Source organism: Janthinobacterium sp. EB271-G4-7A (assembly GCF_020858075.1).
GTDB classification, from domain to species: domain Bacteria; phylum Pseudomonadota; class Gammaproteobacteria; order Burkholderiales; family Burkholderiaceae_D; genus Janthinobacterium; species Janthinobacterium lividum.
Window position 1 is genome coordinate 1 of record NZ_JACYMI010000001.1, and the last position, 16,300, is coordinate 16,300.

A 16,300-nucleotide genomic window follows, 5' to 3' on the forward strand; every position below is an offset into this window, starting at 1 on the left:
GTGCAGTAATGCATTAAGCTAACCAGTACTAATTGCCCGTACGGCTTGTCCCTATAACCTTAGCAGGTGCAGAGGATAAGACGGTACAACGTTGCGTGTGTGTTGATACTACCAGTCATTACCCCAATCTTTGCTTTTTCCAGATTCATGGCCTTGTCGTCCCACAGGAGACAAGCGCCAGTACAAGTTATGCCTGATGACCATAGCAAGTTGGTCCCACCCCTTCCCATCCCGAACAGGACCGTGAAACAACTTTGCGCCGATGATAGTGCTGCAACCAGTGTGAAAGTAGGTTATCGTCAGGCTTGTTATTCGCAGTAGAGAAAAACCCCGCCAGCAATGGTGGGGTTTTTTTTCGTCTGGCGGTTTGTGATGGCGAACCCCAAACGAAGGCTGGGGTCAGCCCCCCTCCCGCGTTGGCGTCGAATCTGGCGTTGGCGGTGTGGAGGGTCTGACCCCGGTGGTTCGGTTCAGCAGGCGTAAAAAAAGGCAGCGCTACGCGCTGCCTTTGTCATGTATCACAACCATTAAAAATGGTAAGCGACTTTGACGTTCATGTAATTGACGCCGCTATTCGGTTTCTTGTAGCCGCCGTTCGAGAAATGCTGGATCTTCGCAGCGACTTCCCATTTGTTATTGAAGACATAGCCGACGCCAATATGGTCGCCGAACTGGAAGTGGGTCGACAGGCGGTCATCATCGTTGTTGTACAGTTTCGACAGCATGTGCACGCCGATGCCGGCTTCCGCATAAAAACCCAGCTTATTCGTATTTTCAAAACGGAAAACGGGGGTAAAGCCCAGGTCCCACAGTTTTTGATGCTGGCCAGGGACATTCTGATAGCTCTTGGCATCCCAGCCGCCAATGCTGGCATCCCAGTAACCGCTCAGCTGCGTGCCATTCGATACGAACCAGGCCTTATCCCAGTTCGAGGTCACGCCGGCGCGTACCATTTGTACCTTCACGCCCTTGGCATATTCGCCGTAGACGGAGTCGATCAGTTTGCCGTCGGCGGCAAAGCCGGCATTGGCCGCCATCAGCGCGGTCACGGCGGCGATGGATTTGAGGAGATTCTTCTTGAAGAACATAGAGGCTTTCATCGTAAAATTGGCCGATAGGCTGTTGTCTTGTTTGCGCAGACGCAAGCTTGCTTTGCCTGCCGCTTTCGCCACTTGTTGATCTCAGGGGTTCAATTGACATTCTCTACAAAAATCGCATTTCTCGGTATCGGTCTGATGGGGGATCCGATGGTCCGGCGCCTGCTGCACGTTGGATATTCTGTCACAATTTGGAATCGCACGCACAGCAAGGCCCAAGTCCTGCGTGCGGCAGGCGCGCAGCCCGCCGTTTCCGTGGCTGAGGCGGTCAATGGCGCGGACGTGGTCATCTCGATGCTGGAAGCCGGTCCCATCGTGGCGCAGGTACTGCAGGACGCGTTGCCGGCCCTGGCAACTGGGGCGCTATGGATAGACATGAGTTCCACCAAGCAATCAGAAGCCCAGCAATTTCATGCCATCTTGCACGCGGCAGGCCATGCCTTCATCGATGCGCCCGTGTCGGGCGGCGTCGGTGGGGCCCAGGCAGGCAACCTGGCCATCATGGCTGGCGCCAGCGCCGACGATTATGCGCGCGTGGAGCATATCTTGACGGCCATGGGGCGCCCGACCCTGGTGGGACCGGCCGGCAGTGGCCAGGTCGCCAAGTTGTGCAATCAGCTGATCGTCGGTGCCACCCTGAATATCGTGGCCGAGGCGCTGTTGCTGGCACAGGCGGCCGGCGCCGATGCGAGCGCTGTACGGGCAGCGATCCGTGGCGGTTTTGCCGAGAGCAAGATTTTAGAGGTGCATGGCCAGCGCATGCTGGAGCGCAATTTTGTTGCTGGCGGCCAAGTGAAGAGCCAGGTCAAGGATATGCACAATATCCTCGCGGCGGCCGAGGCTGCACACATCACCTTACCGGTGACGCAACTGGTGACGCAGCGCTATGAAAGCATTACCGCCACCTACCCGACGGCGGACCATGCGGCAGCCTTGCTGGCCCTGGAAGCGTTGAATCCGGGGCAGCGCCTGGGCACCGGTCCGGATAAGCTGGGATAAATCAAGCGACGGGCAGGCTCGCTTCGGCCAGCTTGACCCAGAAACTGGCACCGATGGGCAGCAGCTTGTCGTTGAAGTCGTAGCTGCCATTGTGCAAGACGCACGGACCCAGGCCATGGCCACCATCGCGGTGCTCGCCATCGCCATTGCCGATGAAGATGTAGCAGCCGGCCTTTTCTTGCAGGAAGAAAGCAAAATCTTCCGCGCCCATGGTCGGCTCGACATTCGCGTTGACCTTGTCCGCGCCCACCACGCTTTGCATGACTTCGACGGCAAACGCCGTTTCTTTCGCGTGGTTGACCAGCGGCGGATAGTTGCGCTTGAAGTGAAAGTCGACCTCCGCGCCAAAGGCGGCGGCCGTGTGCACGGCGATTTCGCGCATGCGCTCTTCGATCAAGTCCAGCACGGGCGTGGTGAATGTACGCACGGTGCCGACCAGGCTGGCGTCATCGGGAATCACATTGGTGGCGCTGCCCGCATGGATTTGCGTGATCGACAGCACGGCCGTGTCGAGCGGGCTCTTGTTGCGCGTGATGACGGTTTGCCAGCTTTGCGCGATTTGCACGGCCACCATGACGGGGTCGATACCCTTATGGGGCTGGGCCGCATGGGCGCCCTTGCCTTTGACGGTGACGTGGAATTCATTGCTTGACGCCATCATTGGCCCCTCTACCACGCTCAGGGTGCCCGTTTCGGCGCCCGGCCAGTTGTGCATGCCGTAGATGGCATCCATGGGGAAGCGGGTAAACAAGCCGTCTTCGATCATTTCGCGCGCGCCGGCGCCGCCTTCTTCCGCCGGCTGGAAGACCAGATACACGGTGCCGTCGAAATGGCGGTGTTGCGCCAGGTAATGGGCGGCGCCCAGCAGCATGGCCGTGTGGCCGTCATGGCCGCAGGCGTGCATCTTGCCCGGATGGCGTGAAGCATGCTCGAAGGTATTCATTTCCTGCATCGGCAAGGCATCCATATCGGCGCGCAAGCCGATGGCGCGTGTCGAAGTACCATTTTTGATGATACCGACCACGCCAGTGCGGCCCAGGCCGCGTACCACGGGAATGCCCCATTCCGTCAGTCTGGCGGCGACCACGTCCGAGGTGCGCTGTTCTTCGTAGCACAGCTCGGGATGCGCGTGCAGGTCGCGGCGGATACCTTGCAGCTCGGATTGAAACGCCAAGATCGGATCAACTAGTTTCATGGGACTCTCCTGTGGATGCTGGCACGCAGCAATGTATGGCGCGCCGGACCGCGCTTGTTTGATCAAAAACAGGCGCGGCTAATAGTGCATTGTAGCCCTTGTTTGCCGGGTAAATCCAGCGCACGGACGTGCTTGCCACGGCGCCAACAGCAAGCGCGCGGAATGGTTTACAGTATCGCCTTCCCCCAACGTTTTCGGATTGCCCCATGACCACCACCCAAGTGCGCGCCGCCTGCCCGCTCGATTGCCCCGATACCTGCGCCTTGCTGGTCACCGTGACCGATGGGGTGGCCACCGCCGTCAAGGGCGATCCCGACCATCCGACCACGGCTGGCGTGCTGTGCACGAAGGTGTCGCGCTTCACGGAGCGCACCTACCATGCGGACCGGCTGCTGCATCCGCTGCGCCGCGTGGGCAAGAAGGGGGAAGGCAAGTTCGAGCGCATCAGCTGGGAAGAGGCATTGCAGATCATCGCGGCGCGCTTGAAACCGATCGCCGCGCGCGATCCGCAGGCGATCTTGCCGTACAGCTACTGTGGCACCATGGGCCTGGTGCAGGGCGAATCGATGTCGTCGCGCTTCTTCAATCAGCTCGGCGCTTCCCTGCTGGACCGCACCATCTGTGCCTCGGCCGGTGCCACCGGTTACCGCTACACGGTGGGCGCCAGCATCGGCACGGACATGGAGCAGTTCCAGAACGCGAAATTGATCATTATCTGGGGCGGCAACCCGATCGCCTCGAATTTGCACTTCTGGATGCGCGCGCAAGAGGCCAAGCGCAATGGCGCCACCTTGATCGCCATCGACCCCTACCGTTCGCTGACGGCCGAAAAGTGCCACCAGCATATCGCCTTGCTGCCGGGGACCGATGCGGCCCTGGCGCTGGGCTTGATGCATGTGCTGATCACCGAAGACCTGATCGACCATGACTATATCGCGCAGTACACGATCGGCTATGCTGAACTGAAACAGCGCGCCATGGAATGGCCGCCCGAGCGCGTGGCCGAGGTGTGCGGCATCACGGCCACTGAAGTGGTGGAACTGGCGCGCCTGTACGGCGAGGCATGCCGCTCTGGCGAGGGCGCCGCCATCCGTGCCAACTACGGCGTGCAGCGCGTGCATGGCGGCGGCATGGCCGTGCGCAATATCGCCTGCCTGCCCGCGCTGACGGGCGCCTGGCGCCATCCTGCCGGCGGCATGCAACTGTCGAGCTCGGGTTCCTTCCCCGTCAACCGCAAGGCCCTGCAGCGCCCGGATTTATTGAAAGGCACGCCGCGCACCATCAACATGAGCACCATCGGCGATGATTTGCTGAAAGCCAGTTCGCCCGCGTTCGGTCCGCAAGTGGAAGCCGTGATCGTCTACAACTCGAACCCGCTGGCGGTGGCGCCCGATTCCTCGAAAGTGGCGCAGGGATTTGCCCGCGAGGATTTGTTTACGGTCGTGCTCGAACACTTCCAGACCGATACCGTCGATTACGCCGACATTGTGCTGCCTGCCACCACGCAGCTGGAACACGTCGATGCGCATTCCACCTACGGCCACCTGTACATGATGGCGAACAATGCGGCCGTCGCGCCGCTGGGCGAAGCGAAAGCGAATACGGAAATCTTCCGCTTGCTGGCACAGCACATGGGCTTTGATGACCCGTGCTTCCAGGAAAGCGACGATGCGCTGGCGGCCAAGGCGTTCGATGCGACGGATGCGCGCGCCGTGCATTTCGACTGGGAATCGCTGAAACGCACGGGCTGGCAAAAGCTGGCCATGGCCGAGGCGCCATTTGCCGAGGGCGGTTTCCCCACGCCATCGGGCAAGTGCGAGTTCTATTCCAGCGCCATGGCGCAGGCGGGACTCGATCCCTTGCCGGCGTATATCGCACCGCACGAATCGCAAGCCAGCAATCCTGCACTGGCGGCCCGTTATCCGCTGGCCATGATTTCCCCGCCGGCACGCAATTTCCTCAATTCCACGTTCGTCAACGTCAAAAGCCTGCGCGCGGCCGAAGGCGAGCCGCACCTCGATATCCACCCTGACGATTGCGCCGCACGCGGCATCGCGGCCGGCGACATGGTGCGCATCTTCAATGACCGCGGCAGTTTTATGGCCAAGGCCAGGGTGACGGACAAGGCGAGACGGGGCCTGGTCGTGGGCTTGTCCGTGTGGTGGAAGAAACTCGCCAGCGACGGCAAGAATGCCAATGAAGTGACCAGCCAGCGCCTGACGGACATGGGCCGCGCGCCGACCTTCTACGATACGCTGGTCGAAGTGGAAAAGGCTGCCTGACCATGGCGCGCTGGCCGGCCCGCTTGCTTGTCGGCACGGTGTGCCTGCTGCTGGGCGGCTGCACGCAGCTGCGCTACTACACGCAAGCGGCGCAGGGGCAATATGCCTTGTGGTCGGGCGCTCGGCCCATCGGCGACTGGCTCGACGACCCGGCCACCGAGCCGCGCCTGAAAGTGCGCCTGGCCAAGGCGCAGCAAATTCGCCGCTTTGCCGTCAGCGAGCTGGACTTGCCCGACAATGGCAGCTACAAGAATTACGCCTCCCTGCGGCGCCCGTTCGTGCTGTGGAACGTGGTGGCCACGCCGGAACTGTCGCTGCAGCCGCTGCAATGGTGTTTTCCCATTGCCGGCTGCGTCAATTACCGCGGCTATTACAGCAAGGAGGAGGCGCTCGCGTATGCCGACGAACTGCGGGCCCAGCATTACGACGTGCAGGTGGGCGGCGTGCCCGCCTATTCCACCCTGGGCTGGTTCGACGATCCCCTGCTGTCGACCTTTATCAATTACAACGATGCGGAGCTGGCACGCCTGATCTTCCATGAACTGGCGCACCAGGTGGTGTACGTGCCCGGTGATTCGGCCTTCAACGAGTCGTTTGCCAGTGCCGTGGAAGAGGCGGGCGTGCAGCGCTGGCTGGCGCGCGAGGGCAACGACGCCATGCGCGCGGCGTACGCCCAGTACACGGCGCGGCGCCAGGATTTCCTCGCCCTGCTGCTGAAATACCGGGGTGAACTGGAGTCGGTGTATGCGAGCGACGCCAGCGATGCGGACAAGCGGGCGCGCAAGGCGCAGGTGTTTGCGGCATTGCAAGACGCGTATCAGGTCGTGAAGACAAACTGGGGTGGTTTTGCCGGTTACGACCGCTGGTTCGAGCAGCCATTGAGCAATGCGCACCTGGCTTCCGTGTCTACCTACAATGAATTTTTGCCTGCCTTCAAAAAATTGCTGGAAGAAAAAAAGAACTTTCGTGCTTTTTATGCTGCAGTGCACACAATGGCCCAGATCAAGAAGCCTGAGCGCAGGCAGGCGCTGGAACAATTGTCCAGCCCCTGACCCGTAAAGATTGTCTCGCACGTCAGGGCAAACGATCCTGCAACAGTGTATTTGGCATGTTGCATTGCAGCATAAAATACCCCTAGAGTTGCCGCTCGAATACTGTTGAAAGCGCTTGCATGGAAGCCCGGCGCCCGATAGCATCGCATTAGTAGCATAGAGCAATTGCTCGTCAGAATGCTCAAACTGACTGCAGGACGACAGAATCCGCAGCAATGATCCGCGCCGGCAGGGTGCGCCGGCTCCCCCACGATTATTCGAGACAAGAGGCACAGGATGGACAAAATTTGGCTGAAGTCGTACCCGCCCGGCGTACCTGCCGACATCAATCCTGATCAATATCGTTCGCTGGTACATTTGCTGGAAGAAGCGTTTCAAAAATATGCGGATCGCAATGCCTATGTCTGCATGGACAAATTTCTCACCTATGCCGAACTCGACACCTATTCGCGCCAACTGGGTGCCTGGCTGCAAAGCCGTGGCTTGAAGAAGGGCGCGCGTGTCGCTCTGATGATGCCAAACGTACTGCAGTATCCGGTGGCCATTGCCGCCGTCCTGCGCGCCGGCTACACGGTGGTCAACGTCAATCCGCTATATACGCCGCGCGAACTCGAGCATCAGCTCAACGATTCGGGCAGCGAAGCCATCATCGTGCTGGAAAACTTTGCCCATACGCTAGAGCAAGTGCTGGGCAAGACGGCCGTCAAGCACATCGTCGTCGCCAGCATGGGCGAAATGCTGGGCGGCTTGAAGGGCATGATCGTCAATTTTGTCGTGCGCAACGTCAAGAAGATGGTGCCCGCGTACTCCTTGCCGAACGCCATGCGTTTCAAGCAGGCGCTGGCGCTGGGCAGCCGCATGAAACTCACGCCTGTCGAGCTGAGCATCAATGACGCTGCCTTTCTGCAATACACAGGCGGCACGACGGGCGTGTCGAAAGGCGCGACCTTGAGCCACCGCAATGTGATCGCCAACGTGCTGCAGAGCGAAGCGTGGTCGGGCGCGGCGCTCGACCAGAACAGCAAGGAGCAGCTGATCATCGTCTGCGCCTTGCCGCTGTACCATATCTTTGCCCTGACGGCGTGCGCCATGTGGGGCACGCGCGTGGGCGCGCTGAATATCCTGATCCCGAATCCGCGCGATATCCCGGGCCTGATCAAGGAGCTGGGCAAGTACAAATTCAACCTGCTGCCAGCGGTCAATACGCTGTATAACGCGCTGGTGAACCACCCCGATTTCGCCAAGCTTGATTTCTCGGGCTTGAAGATCGCCAATGGCGGCGGCATGGCAGTGCAGCAAGCCGTCAACGACAAGTGGCTGCAAGTGACGGGCGTGTCCATCATCGAAGGCTATGGCCTGTCGGAAACGTCGCCTGTCGCTACCTGCAACCGCGCCGACAGCACGGCGTTCTCCGGCACCATCGGCTTGCCGATTCCGTCGACCGATATCGCCATCCTCGACGATGACGGCAAGGAAGTGCCGCTGGGGCAGACGGGCGAAATCGCCATCCGCGGCCCGCAAGTGATGAGCGGCTACTGGAACCGTCCCGATGAAACGGCCAAGGTCATGACGCCCGATGGATACTTTAAATCCGGTGACGTGGGCATCATGGATGAGCGCGGCTACGTGAAGATCGTCGACCGCAAGAAAGACATGATCCTCGTCTCCGGCTTCAATGTGTATCCGAATGAAGTCGAAGCCGTCATCGCGGCCCATCCGGGCGTACTCGAGTGCGCCTGCGTGGGCGTGCCGGACGAACACTCGGGCGAGGCCGTGAAAGTATTTGTCGTGCGTAAGGATCCGAACCTGACCCAGGCAGTGCTGGCCGCGTATTGCAAGGAACAATTCACAGGCTACAAGCGGCCGAAATACATCGAGTTCCGCGATGAGCTGCCGAAGACCAACGTCGGCAAGATTTTGCGTCGCGCCCTGCGTGACGAAACGAAGATAGCAACATAAACAGTGTGGGATGCGCCAGGAGGCGCATCCCTTTTACAGATAAAGATGAGGCGAGATGGACAAGATTTGGTTGAAGTCGTACCCGGACAGCGTTCCCGCAGAGATTGATTGCACGCAATACCGTTCCGTCACGCATTTGCTGGAAGAGTCGTTCCAGAAATATGCGGACCGCAACGCCTTCGTGTGCATGGATAAATTCCTTACCTATCGCGAGCTCGACAAGCTGTCGCTGCAGATGGGAGCATGGCTGCAAAGCAAGGGCCTGAAGACGGGCGCGCGTGTGGCGATCATGCTGCCGAACGTGCTGCAGTATCCGGTGGCGATGGCGGCGATCCTGCGCGCCGGCTACACGGTGGTCAACGTCAATCCGCTGTACACGCCCCGTGAATTGCAGCATCAGCTGGTCGATTCGGGCAGCGAAGCGATCATCGTGCTGGAAAACTTCGCCACCACGGTCGAGCAGGTGCTGCCGCATACCCAGGTCAAGCATGTGATCGTCGCCACCATGGGCGACATGCTGGGTGGCTTGAAAGGCACCATCGTTAACTTCGTCGTGCGCAAGATCAAGAAAATGGTGCCCGCGTTTTCCTTGCCGGGCGCCATCAGCTTCAACAAGATGCTGGCCGAAGGCGCACGCCTGAGCCTGACGCCGGTGCAGCAGGGGCATGACGATATCGTCTTCCTGCAATACACGGGCGGCACGACGGGCGTGTCGAAAGGCGCGATGTTGTTGCACCGTAACGTGATCGCCAACGTGCTGCAAAACGAGGCGTGGATTTCACCCGTGATGACCAAGGAAATGCGTGCTACCTCGATGGGATTCATGTGCGCCTTGCCCCTGTATCACATCTATTCGCTGACGGTCAGCGCCCTGATGGGCATGCGCGTGGGCGGCTTGAACGTGCTGATCCCCAACCCGCGCGACATCCCCGGTTTCGTCAAGGAATTGTCCAAGCACAAGATCGTCGTTTTCCCGGCCGTCAATACCCTGTACAACGCGCTGCTGAACAATGCCGATTTCGCCAAGCTCGATTTCTCCAGCTATAAAGTGTGCAATGGCGGCGGCATGGCCTTGCAGCGCAACGTGGCCGAGCGCTGGCTGAAGCTGACGGGTTGCCCGCTGATCGAAGGTTATGGCATGTCGGAAACTTCACCCGTGGTGACGGGCAACCGCGTCGATATCACGGAATTTACGGGCACCATCGGCTTGCCTTTCCCTTCGACGGAAGTGGCGATCCTGAACGATGATGGCGTGGAAGTGCCGCTGGGCGAGCCGGGCGAGATCGCCGTGCGCGGCCCGCAAGTGATGGCGGGCTACTGGCAGCGTCCGGACGAGACGGCCAAGTCGATGACGGCCGACGGTTTCTTCAAGACGGGCGACGTGGGTGTCATGGATGAGCGTGGCTATGTGAAGATCGTGGACCGCAAGAAAGACATGATCATCGTGTCCGGCTTCAATGTGTATCCGAACGAAGTGGAAGACGTGGTCGCTTCGTGCCCGGGCGTGCTCGAGTGCGCATGCATCGGCGTGCCGGATGCCAACGCGGGCGAAGCCGTGAAAGTGTTTGTCGTGCGCAAGGATCCAAACCTGACGGTGGAACAGATCCGCGAGCATTGCAAGCATGAATTGACGGCCTACAAGAAACCGAAATACATCGAGTTCCGCGATGAGTTGCCGAAGACCAATGTCGGCAAGATCTTGCGCCGTCAATTGCGCGATGAAAAGAAGGTTGCCTAGGCTTCAGCTTTGCAAGCCAGCCTTGCCGTCGCGCACGACAAAGCTGGCCAGTGTCGCGATGGCAGAGGTGCTGTCGCGCACGTTATCCAGACCCTGGAACAGGGTCGTGGTTTTCTCCGGCGTGATTTCCATCAACATATAGCCGCGCTTGTCGCTGCGTCCGTAACGGATGTGCGGGTTCATCGCCACGTACTGCTCCGTTCGCGCCTGCGGGCGGGAACTCGAGGTGATGGAGGTGCCGCAAAACTCCGTGGCCAGCACGGGATTGTCCTTGCCGGTGGGCCGCATGGCATTGCGGCTCAGTTCCGTGGCATAAAAAGTGTGCACGTCGCCCGACAGCACCAGCGGGTTGCTGGCCTTGCTGCTGCGCAAGGCGTCGAGCAGGTGCTGGCGCGCCAGCGGATAGCCATCCCAGCCATCGGTCCAGATGCGTTCGTCGCCGGGCCGCAGGATGGGCACCTGGCTCGATTGCGCCATCAGGGTTTGCTGGGCCAAAATGTTCCAGCGCGCGGGAGAATCATCGAGGCCGGCTTGCAGCCAGCGTTGCTGTTCCTCGCCCAGCATGGTGCGCTGCGGTTTCAGCAGGTCGGGGCAGTTGCGCGTGGTGACGGAATTGGAGCCGCCGCGACCCGGCCTGGCGCACGCGTGATAGGCGCGGTATTGCCGGTCATCCAGCACATGAAAGCGCGCCAGCCTGCCCCAGTCATAGCGCTGGTAGATGCGCATGTCGACGAAGCCTCGCCGTCCCAGCGGCAGCAGCCGTAGCGGCATGTGTTCATAAAACGCCTGGTAGGCGGCCGCGCGGCGCTGCAAAAAGGTGGGCGTGAGCAACTCGTCGCGGTCATTGCCGTAATCGTTGGCCACTTCATGGTCGTCCCAGGTGACGATCCATGGCGCGGCCAGGTGCGCGCCCTGCAAATCGCGGTCGCTCTTGTATTGCGCGTAGCGGGCGCGGTAGTCGTCCAGGCTGAAACTTTCATGCGTGCGCACGGCCCGGCTCGGATGCTGCAACTGGTACGGACCCCATTCATAGATGTAATCGCCGAGGAAGGCCACCAGGTCGGGCGCGGCCGCGGCGATGTGCCGGTGCGCCGCATACGCGCCGAATTCCCAGTGCTGGCACGAGGCGACGGCCAGTTTCAGCGAGGCGGGCAGGGTATCGGCGGCGGGCGCCGTGCGCGTGCGGCCCACGGGGCTGACGGCGTCGCCCAGCATGAAGCGGTACCAGTACCAGCGCCCGGGTGTCAAACCGCCCACGTCGACGTGCACGCTATGCGCGAGGGCGGGTGTGGCCGTGGCCTGGCCCTTGGCGGCGATGCGGCGAAAACCTTCATCGTCAGCCACTTCCCAGCGCACGTTCAGGGCGAAGGCGGGCGTGGCGGTCGCGTGCAGCGGGTCGTAGCAGATGCGTGTCCACAGCACGACGGCGTCCGGCAAGGGCGAACCGGAAGCGACACCGAGCGCAAACGGGTAGCCGGCGCCATTCAGGCGCGTGGCGGCGCCCGCGCTGGAACCGGACAGCACGCTGCCAGCGGCGGCCAGCGCACCGATGCGCGCGGCGCTGTGCAGGAAGATGCGGCGCTGGCTATCCATGCCGTCTGAAACGTGGGATTAATACGACAATCAGGACGCCAATAAGGTCTCGATGGGCGGCACCTTGCGCGGCTTGCGGTCGGAGTCCGTCGCCACGTAGATCAGGGTTGCTTCCGTGACTTTCACGATGCATGCCTGCAGGCGGTTGCGCTCGGCATACACCTCGACATTGACGGTGATCGAGGTATTGCCAACCTTGACGATGTCGGCGTAGAAGGAGAGCAGATCGCCGACGAAGACGGGGTTTTTGAAGACGAAGGAATTGACGGCAATGGTGGCGACGCGGCCGTTGGCGCGCCGCGTGGCCGGCAGGGAACCGGCGATATCGACCTGCGCCATGATCCAGCCGCCGAACACGTCGCCGTACACATTGGCGTCGGACGGCGCGGGCATCATGCGCAATTCCGGCATTTTTCCGGCGGGCAGGCCGGAGGCGAGGCAGTTGTCGGGGCGGTCGGGGGAGGTGCTCATCTTTTATTCTCATGAAAGGCTACAATTGCCCCGATTGAACCATAAAAAGCCGACCTTCGCCATGCGCCGTTCCCAGACTCCCCCTCCTCCCCGCTCGTCAGCTTCCGCCAGCCATAGCGATTTCGCCACCATCAAGACCTTGCTGCCGTATCTGTGGGTCTACAAATGGCGGGTGCTGCTGGCGCTGCTATGTCTGGTGGGCGCCAAGCTGGCCAACGTGGGCGTGCCCCTGATCCTGAAAAAACTCGTCGACGCCATGACGATCACGGCGGCCCATCCGCAGGCGCTGCTGGTGCTGCCCGTCGGCTTGCTGGTGGCGTATGGCTTGCTGCGCCTGTCGACCACCCTGTTTACGGAATTGCGAGAATTCCTGTTCGCGCGGGTCACGCAACGGGCCGTGCGCACCATCGCGCTGCAAGTGTTCCGCCACCTGCATGCGCTGTCCCTGCGCTTTCACTTGAACCGCCAGACGGGCGGCATGACGCGCGACATCGAACGGGGCACGCGCAGCGTGGGCTCGCTCATTTCCTATACCTTGTTCAACATCTTGCCGACCTTGGTGGAAATCACCCTCGTGCTCGGCTACCTGGTCTTGCATTACGACATCTGGTTTACCGTCATCACGGCCGTGGCACTGGTGTCCTATATCGCGTTTACCGTGCTGGTGACGAACTGGCGCACGCATTTCCGCCGCACCATGAACGACCTCGATTCAAAAGCCAATACCAAGGCCATCGATTCGCTGATCAACTATGAAACCGTGAAATACTTCGGCAACGAGGATTACGAAGCGAAGCGCTACGACGAAGGCTTGCAGCGCTATGAATCGGCGGCCGTGAAATCGCAGACTTCCCTGTCCCTGCTCAATACGGGCCAGTCCTTGATCATCGCCACGGCTGTCACCTTGATTTTATGGCGCGCCACGGTGGGCGTGATCGCCGGCACGATGACCCTGGGCGACCTGGTGCTGGTGAATGCCTTCATGATCCAGCTGTATATTCCCCTCAATTTTTTAGGGGTCATTTACCGCGAAATCAAGCAAAGCCTGGCCGACATGGAACGCCTGTTTTCCTTGCTGAATGAAAACCGCGAAATCGCCGACATGCCGGAAGCCAAGCCGCTCGTCACGCGGGGCGCAGCCGTGCGTTTTGACCATGTGGATTTCAGCTACGAAGCCAAGCGGCAAATCTTGTTCGACGTGGATTTCCAGATCCCCGCCGGTACCACCACGGCTGTGGTGGGGCATAGCGGCTCGGGCAAGTCGACCCTGTCGCGCTTGCTGTTCCGCTTCTATGAAGTCGATGGCGGGGGCATCACCATCGATGGCCAGGACTTGCGCGGCATCACGCAGGATTCCCTGCGCGCGGCCATCGGCATCGTGCCGCAGGACACGGTACTGTTCAACGACACCATCGAATACAACATCGCCTATGGCAAGCCGGGTGCCAGCAAGGATGCCATCGTGGCGGCTGCCAAAGCGGCATCGATCCATGATTTTATTGAAAGCTTGCCAGATGGCTACAACTCCATGGTGGGCGAGCGGGGCTTGAAACTATCGGGCGGCGAAAAGCAGCGCGTGGCCATCGCCCGCACCTTGCTGAAAGACCCGGCTATTTTGATCTTCGATGAAGCCACCTCGGCGCTTGATTCGAAGGCCGAGCAGGCCATCCAGGCGCAGCTGAAGGACATCGCCAGGAACCGTACCACCCTGGTCATTGCGCACCGTTTGTCGACGGTGGCCGACGCCCAGCAAATCCTGGTGCTCGACCATGGCCGCATCGTCGAGCGGGGCACGCATCCGCAATTGCTGGCCGCGAATGGCTTGTATGCGCAGATGTGGCAACGCCAGCAGGCGAATATGGACGATGAGGCGCAAGAAGAGGAGTTGGCGGGGCTGGCGCCGGCAAAATAAATCGGGAAGGGGAAATCAGTAGGAAAAATGCTACAGCCGCGCTGATTCAGGCGCGCGTATAGCGCCTATTTGAGGGCAATCGCAGAAAACGGCTAGTCCGGCGCTGAAAATGAAATAAAATTAATTCCATTGGTGGCGTCTGCACCACAGTTGTTTCGTTCGGAGTCCATCCGGTTTGTCCGCCCAGGAGAATTTATGAAATTGACCAAAATCATCGCCACGCTGCTCAGCGTCGGTGTCATCAGCAGCATGTCGCCAGTCCAGGCTCAGGAATTGACCGGCACCTTGGCCAAGATCAAGAAAGCCGGTTCCGTCACCCTCGGTGTGCGCGACGGCTCCGTTCCCTTCTCCTATCTCGATGACAAACAGCAATACCAGGGTTATTCGATCGACCTGTGCATGAAAGTCGTCACGGCCCTGCAAAAGCACCTGGGCCTGAGCGAATTGAAAGTGGTGATGAGCCCCGTGACGTCGGCCAATCGCATCCCGCTGATGGCCAACGGCACCATCGACCTCGAATGCGGTTCGACGACGAACAACCTGGAGCGCCAGCAGCAGGTGGCATTCGCCCCTACCATGTTCGTCATCGGCAACCGCGTGCTGTCGAAAAAATCCTCGAACATCAAGACGCTGGAAGACTTGCGCGGCAAGACGCTGGTCGCCACGGCCGGCACGTCGACCATCAAGCAGATGACCATCCTGAACAAGGAAAAAAACCTGGGCATGACGATTGCCGTCGGCAAGGATCATCCTGAATCGTTCCTGATGCTGGAAACGGGCCGCGCGGTGGCCGAAGCCAACGACGATATCCTGCTGGCGTCGCAAGTGGCCAACTCGAAAAACCCGAACGACTACGAAATCACCAAGGAAGCGCTGTCGGTCGAGCCGTACGGCATCATGCTGCGCAAGGGCGATCCGGCCTTCAAGAAAGTGGTCGACGATGCGCTGATCCGCCTGTACAAGAGCGACGACATCAACCGCATTTACGCGAAATGGTTTACCTCGCCCATCCCGCCGAAAAACATCAACCTGAAATTCCCCATGCCGCCGCAATTGAAGGCCGTGTTTACCAATCCGACCGACTCCGGTGACCCGGCCGCCTATGCGGCCGTGCCCGAAGCGCAGAAGACTTCGGACAAACGGAAAAAGTAACAAGAGTGCGTAACAAATCGGGGGGCGCAAGCCTCCCGATTTATTTGCGGGACGGACGGCCGGCTGGCCGTTGTCCTCGGGCTGCATGGGAAGGATGATCATGAATTACAACTGGAATTGGCGCATTTTCTGGGAGATTTCTCCCGATGGCGTGGGCACGTATATGGACACCCTGTGGTCCGGCCTGATCTGGACCCTGGCCACGGCCGGTACGGCCTGGATCATGGCCTTGATCCTGGGCCTGGTGATCGGCACCGTCCGCACCCTGCCGAACAAATGGCTGGTGGGCGTGGCCAATGCCTACGTCGAATTGTTCCGCAACGTGCCGCTGCTGGTGCAGATGTTCCTCTGGTATTTCGTCATGCCGGAACTGCTGCCGCCCGACCTGGGCGCCTGGGTCAAGTCGCTGCCAAATGCGCCGTTCGTCACGGCCGTGCTGTGCCTGGGATTCTTTACTTCCTCGCGCGTGGCCGTGCAGGTAACAACGGGCATCGAGGCGCTGCCGCGCGGGCAGAAACTGGCCGGCACGGCGCTGGGCCTGACCCTGCCGCAAACCTACCGCTTCATTTTGCTGCCGATGGCCGCGCGCGTCATCATGCCACCGCTGACCAGCGAATTTTTGAACATCATCAAGAACAGTTCCGTGGCACTGACCATCGGCCTGATCGAACTGACGGCCAGCGCGCGCGCCATCCAGGAATTCTCGTTCCAGGTATTCGAAGCGTTTTCGGCCGCCACCATCATCTACGTCGTCGTCAACCTGCTGGTGGTGGTGCTGATGCACCTGATCGAAAAAAAGGTCGCCATCCCGGGCTTCATCGTCGCCGGCGCCAAGACGGGAGGACATTGA

General features: G+C 60.4%; 12 protein-coding genes and 1 rRNA gene. 9 read left to right on the forward strand and 4 right to left on the reverse strand.

Going from position 1 to position 16,300, the window contains the following annotated elements; translation table 11 throughout:
• Positions 1–192: 192 nt before the first annotated feature.
• A 5S ribosomal RNA gene (rrf, locus tag IGS58_RS00005) occupies positions 193–305 on the forward strand.
• Between the two features lie 222 nt (positions 306–527).
• Here rrf and IGS58_RS00010 read toward each other — a convergent pair.
• Positions 528–1,100, reverse strand: a complete 573-nt coding sequence (locus tag IGS58_RS00010) for an acyloxyacyl hydrolase (RefSeq protein WP_230520355.1) — start codon at positions 1,098–1,100, stop codon at positions 528–530.
• 93 nt (positions 1,101–1,193) lie between these two features.
• On the opposite strand from IGS58_RS00010, the gene IGS58_RS00015 reads away from it, so the two are divergent.
• A complete protein-coding gene (locus IGS58_RS00015) occupies positions 1,194–2,096 on the forward strand; it encodes an NAD(P)-dependent oxidoreductase (protein WP_268989805.1) in 903 nt (300 codons plus the stop codon).
• Position 2,097: 1 nt separating this feature from the next.
• Here IGS58_RS00015 and IGS58_RS00020 read toward each other — a convergent pair whose 3' ends face one another.
• Positions 2,098–3,291: a M20 aminoacylase family protein gene (locus IGS58_RS00020; protein ID WP_070281832.1), complete on the reverse strand. Its 1,194-nt coding sequence runs from the start codon at positions 3,289–3,291 to the stop codon at positions 2,098–2,100.
• A gap of 206 nt (positions 3,292–3,497) precedes the next feature.
• Here IGS58_RS00020 and IGS58_RS00025 point away from each other — a divergent pair, with 206 nt between their 5' ends.
• From IGS58_RS00025 to IGS58_RS00040, 4 genes are all read left to right on the forward strand, one after another.
• Positions 3,498–5,573: a molybdopterin-containing oxidoreductase family protein gene (locus IGS58_RS00025; RefSeq protein ID WP_230520356.1), complete on the forward strand. Its 2,076-nt coding sequence runs from the start codon at positions 3,498–3,500 to the stop codon at positions 5,571–5,573.
• Positions 5,574–5,575: 2 nt separating this feature from the next.
• Positions 5,576–6,625, forward strand: coding sequence for an aminopeptidase (locus IGS58_RS00030; RefSeq protein WP_070254816.1), 1,050 nt, complete (start codon positions 5,576–5,578; stop codon positions 6,623–6,625).
• Between the two features lie 276 nt (positions 6,626–6,901).
• Entirely contained in the window at positions 6,902–8,584 is a 1,683-nt protein-coding gene (locus IGS58_RS00035; protein ID WP_070254814.1) for a long-chain fatty acid--CoA ligase, read from the forward strand.
• 55 nt (positions 8,585–8,639) lie between these two features.
• A complete protein-coding gene (locus IGS58_RS00040; RefSeq protein WP_070254812.1) occupies positions 8,640–10,322 on the forward strand; it encodes a long-chain-fatty-acid--CoA ligase in 1,683 nt (560 codons plus the stop codon).
• Positions 10,323–10,325: 3 nt separating this feature from the next.
• On the opposite strand, the gene IGS58_RS00045 is transcribed toward IGS58_RS00040, so the two are convergent.
• Together IGS58_RS00045 and IGS58_RS00050 are read right to left on the reverse strand one after the other, a co-directional pair.
• On the reverse strand, positions 10,326–11,915 hold the full coding sequence (locus IGS58_RS00045) for an alkaline phosphatase D family protein (protein ID WP_230520357.1): 1,590 nt from the start codon (positions 11,913–11,915) through the stop codon (positions 10,326–10,328).
• Positions 11,916–11,945: 30 nt separating this feature from the next.
• Positions 11,946–12,311, reverse strand: a complete 366-nt coding sequence (locus tag IGS58_RS00050; protein ID WP_226939493.1) for an acyl-CoA thioesterase — start codon at positions 12,309–12,311, stop codon at positions 11,946–11,948.
• 136 nt (positions 12,312–12,447) lie between these two features.
• On the opposite strand from IGS58_RS00050, the gene IGS58_RS00055 reads away from it, so the two are divergent.
• From IGS58_RS00055 to IGS58_RS00065, 3 genes are all read left to right on the forward strand, one after another.
• Positions 12,448–14,298 carry an ABCB family ABC transporter ATP-binding protein/permease gene (locus IGS58_RS00055; protein ID WP_230520358.1) on the forward strand — a complete coding sequence of 617 codons (1,851 nt, stop codon included), beginning with the start codon at positions 12,448–12,450 and terminating at the stop codon, positions 14,296–14,298.
• A gap of 195 nt (positions 14,299–14,493) precedes the next feature.
• Positions 14,494–15,450, forward strand: coding sequence for an amino acid ABC transporter substrate-binding protein (locus IGS58_RS00060; RefSeq protein WP_034778971.1), 957 nt, complete (start codon positions 14,494–14,496; stop codon positions 15,448–15,450).
• 100 nt (positions 15,451–15,550) lie between these two features.
• Positions 15,551–16,300 carry an amino acid ABC transporter permease gene (locus tag IGS58_RS00065; RefSeq protein WP_034779060.1) on the forward strand — a complete coding sequence of 250 codons (750 nt, stop codon included), beginning with the start codon at positions 15,551–15,553 and terminating at the stop codon, positions 16,298–16,300.

What these genes read in the sequence shown, in the direction of transcription:
- IGS58_RS00010 (WP_230520355.1), bottom strand. Translation starts at nt 1,100, where the DNA reads ATGAAAGCCTCTATGTTCTTCAAGAAGAATCTCCTCAAATCCATCGCC.
- IGS58_RS00020 (WP_070281832.1), bottom strand. Translation starts at nt 3,291, where the DNA reads ATGAAACTAGTTGATCCGATCTTGGCGTTTCAATCCGAGCTGCAAGGT.
- IGS58_RS00025 (WP_230520356.1), top strand. Translation starts at nt 3,498, where the DNA reads ATGACCACCACCCAAGTGCGCGCCGCCTGCCCGCTCGATTGCCCCGAT.
- IGS58_RS00030 (WP_070254816.1), top strand. Translation starts at nt 5,576, where the DNA reads ATGGCGCGCTGGCCGGCCCGCTTGCTTGTCGGCACGGTGTGCCTGCTG.
- IGS58_RS00035 (WP_070254814.1), top strand. Translation starts at nt 6,902, where the DNA reads ATGGACAAAATTTGGCTGAAGTCGTACCCGCCCGGCGTACCTGCCGAC.
- IGS58_RS00040 (WP_070254812.1), top strand. Translation starts at nt 8,640, where the DNA reads ATGGACAAGATTTGGTTGAAGTCGTACCCGGACAGCGTTCCCGCAGAG.
- IGS58_RS00045 (WP_230520357.1), bottom strand. Translation starts at nt 11,915, where the DNA reads ATGGATAGCCAGCGCCGCATCTTCCTGCACAGCGCCGCGCGCATCGGT.
- IGS58_RS00050 (WP_226939493.1), bottom strand. Translation starts at nt 12,311, where the DNA reads ATGATGCCCGCGCCGTCCGACGCCAATGTGTACGGCGACGTGTTCGGC.
- IGS58_RS00055 (WP_230520358.1), top strand. Translation starts at nt 12,448, where the DNA reads ATGCGCCGTTCCCAGACTCCCCCTCCTCCCCGCTCGTCAGCTTCCGCC.
- IGS58_RS00060 (WP_034778971.1), top strand. Translation starts at nt 14,494, where the DNA reads ATGAAATTGACCAAAATCATCGCCACGCTGCTCAGCGTCGGTGTCATC.
- IGS58_RS00065 (WP_034779060.1), top strand. Translation starts at nt 15,551, where the DNA reads ATGAATTACAACTGGAATTGGCGCATTTTCTGGGAGATTTCTCCCGAT.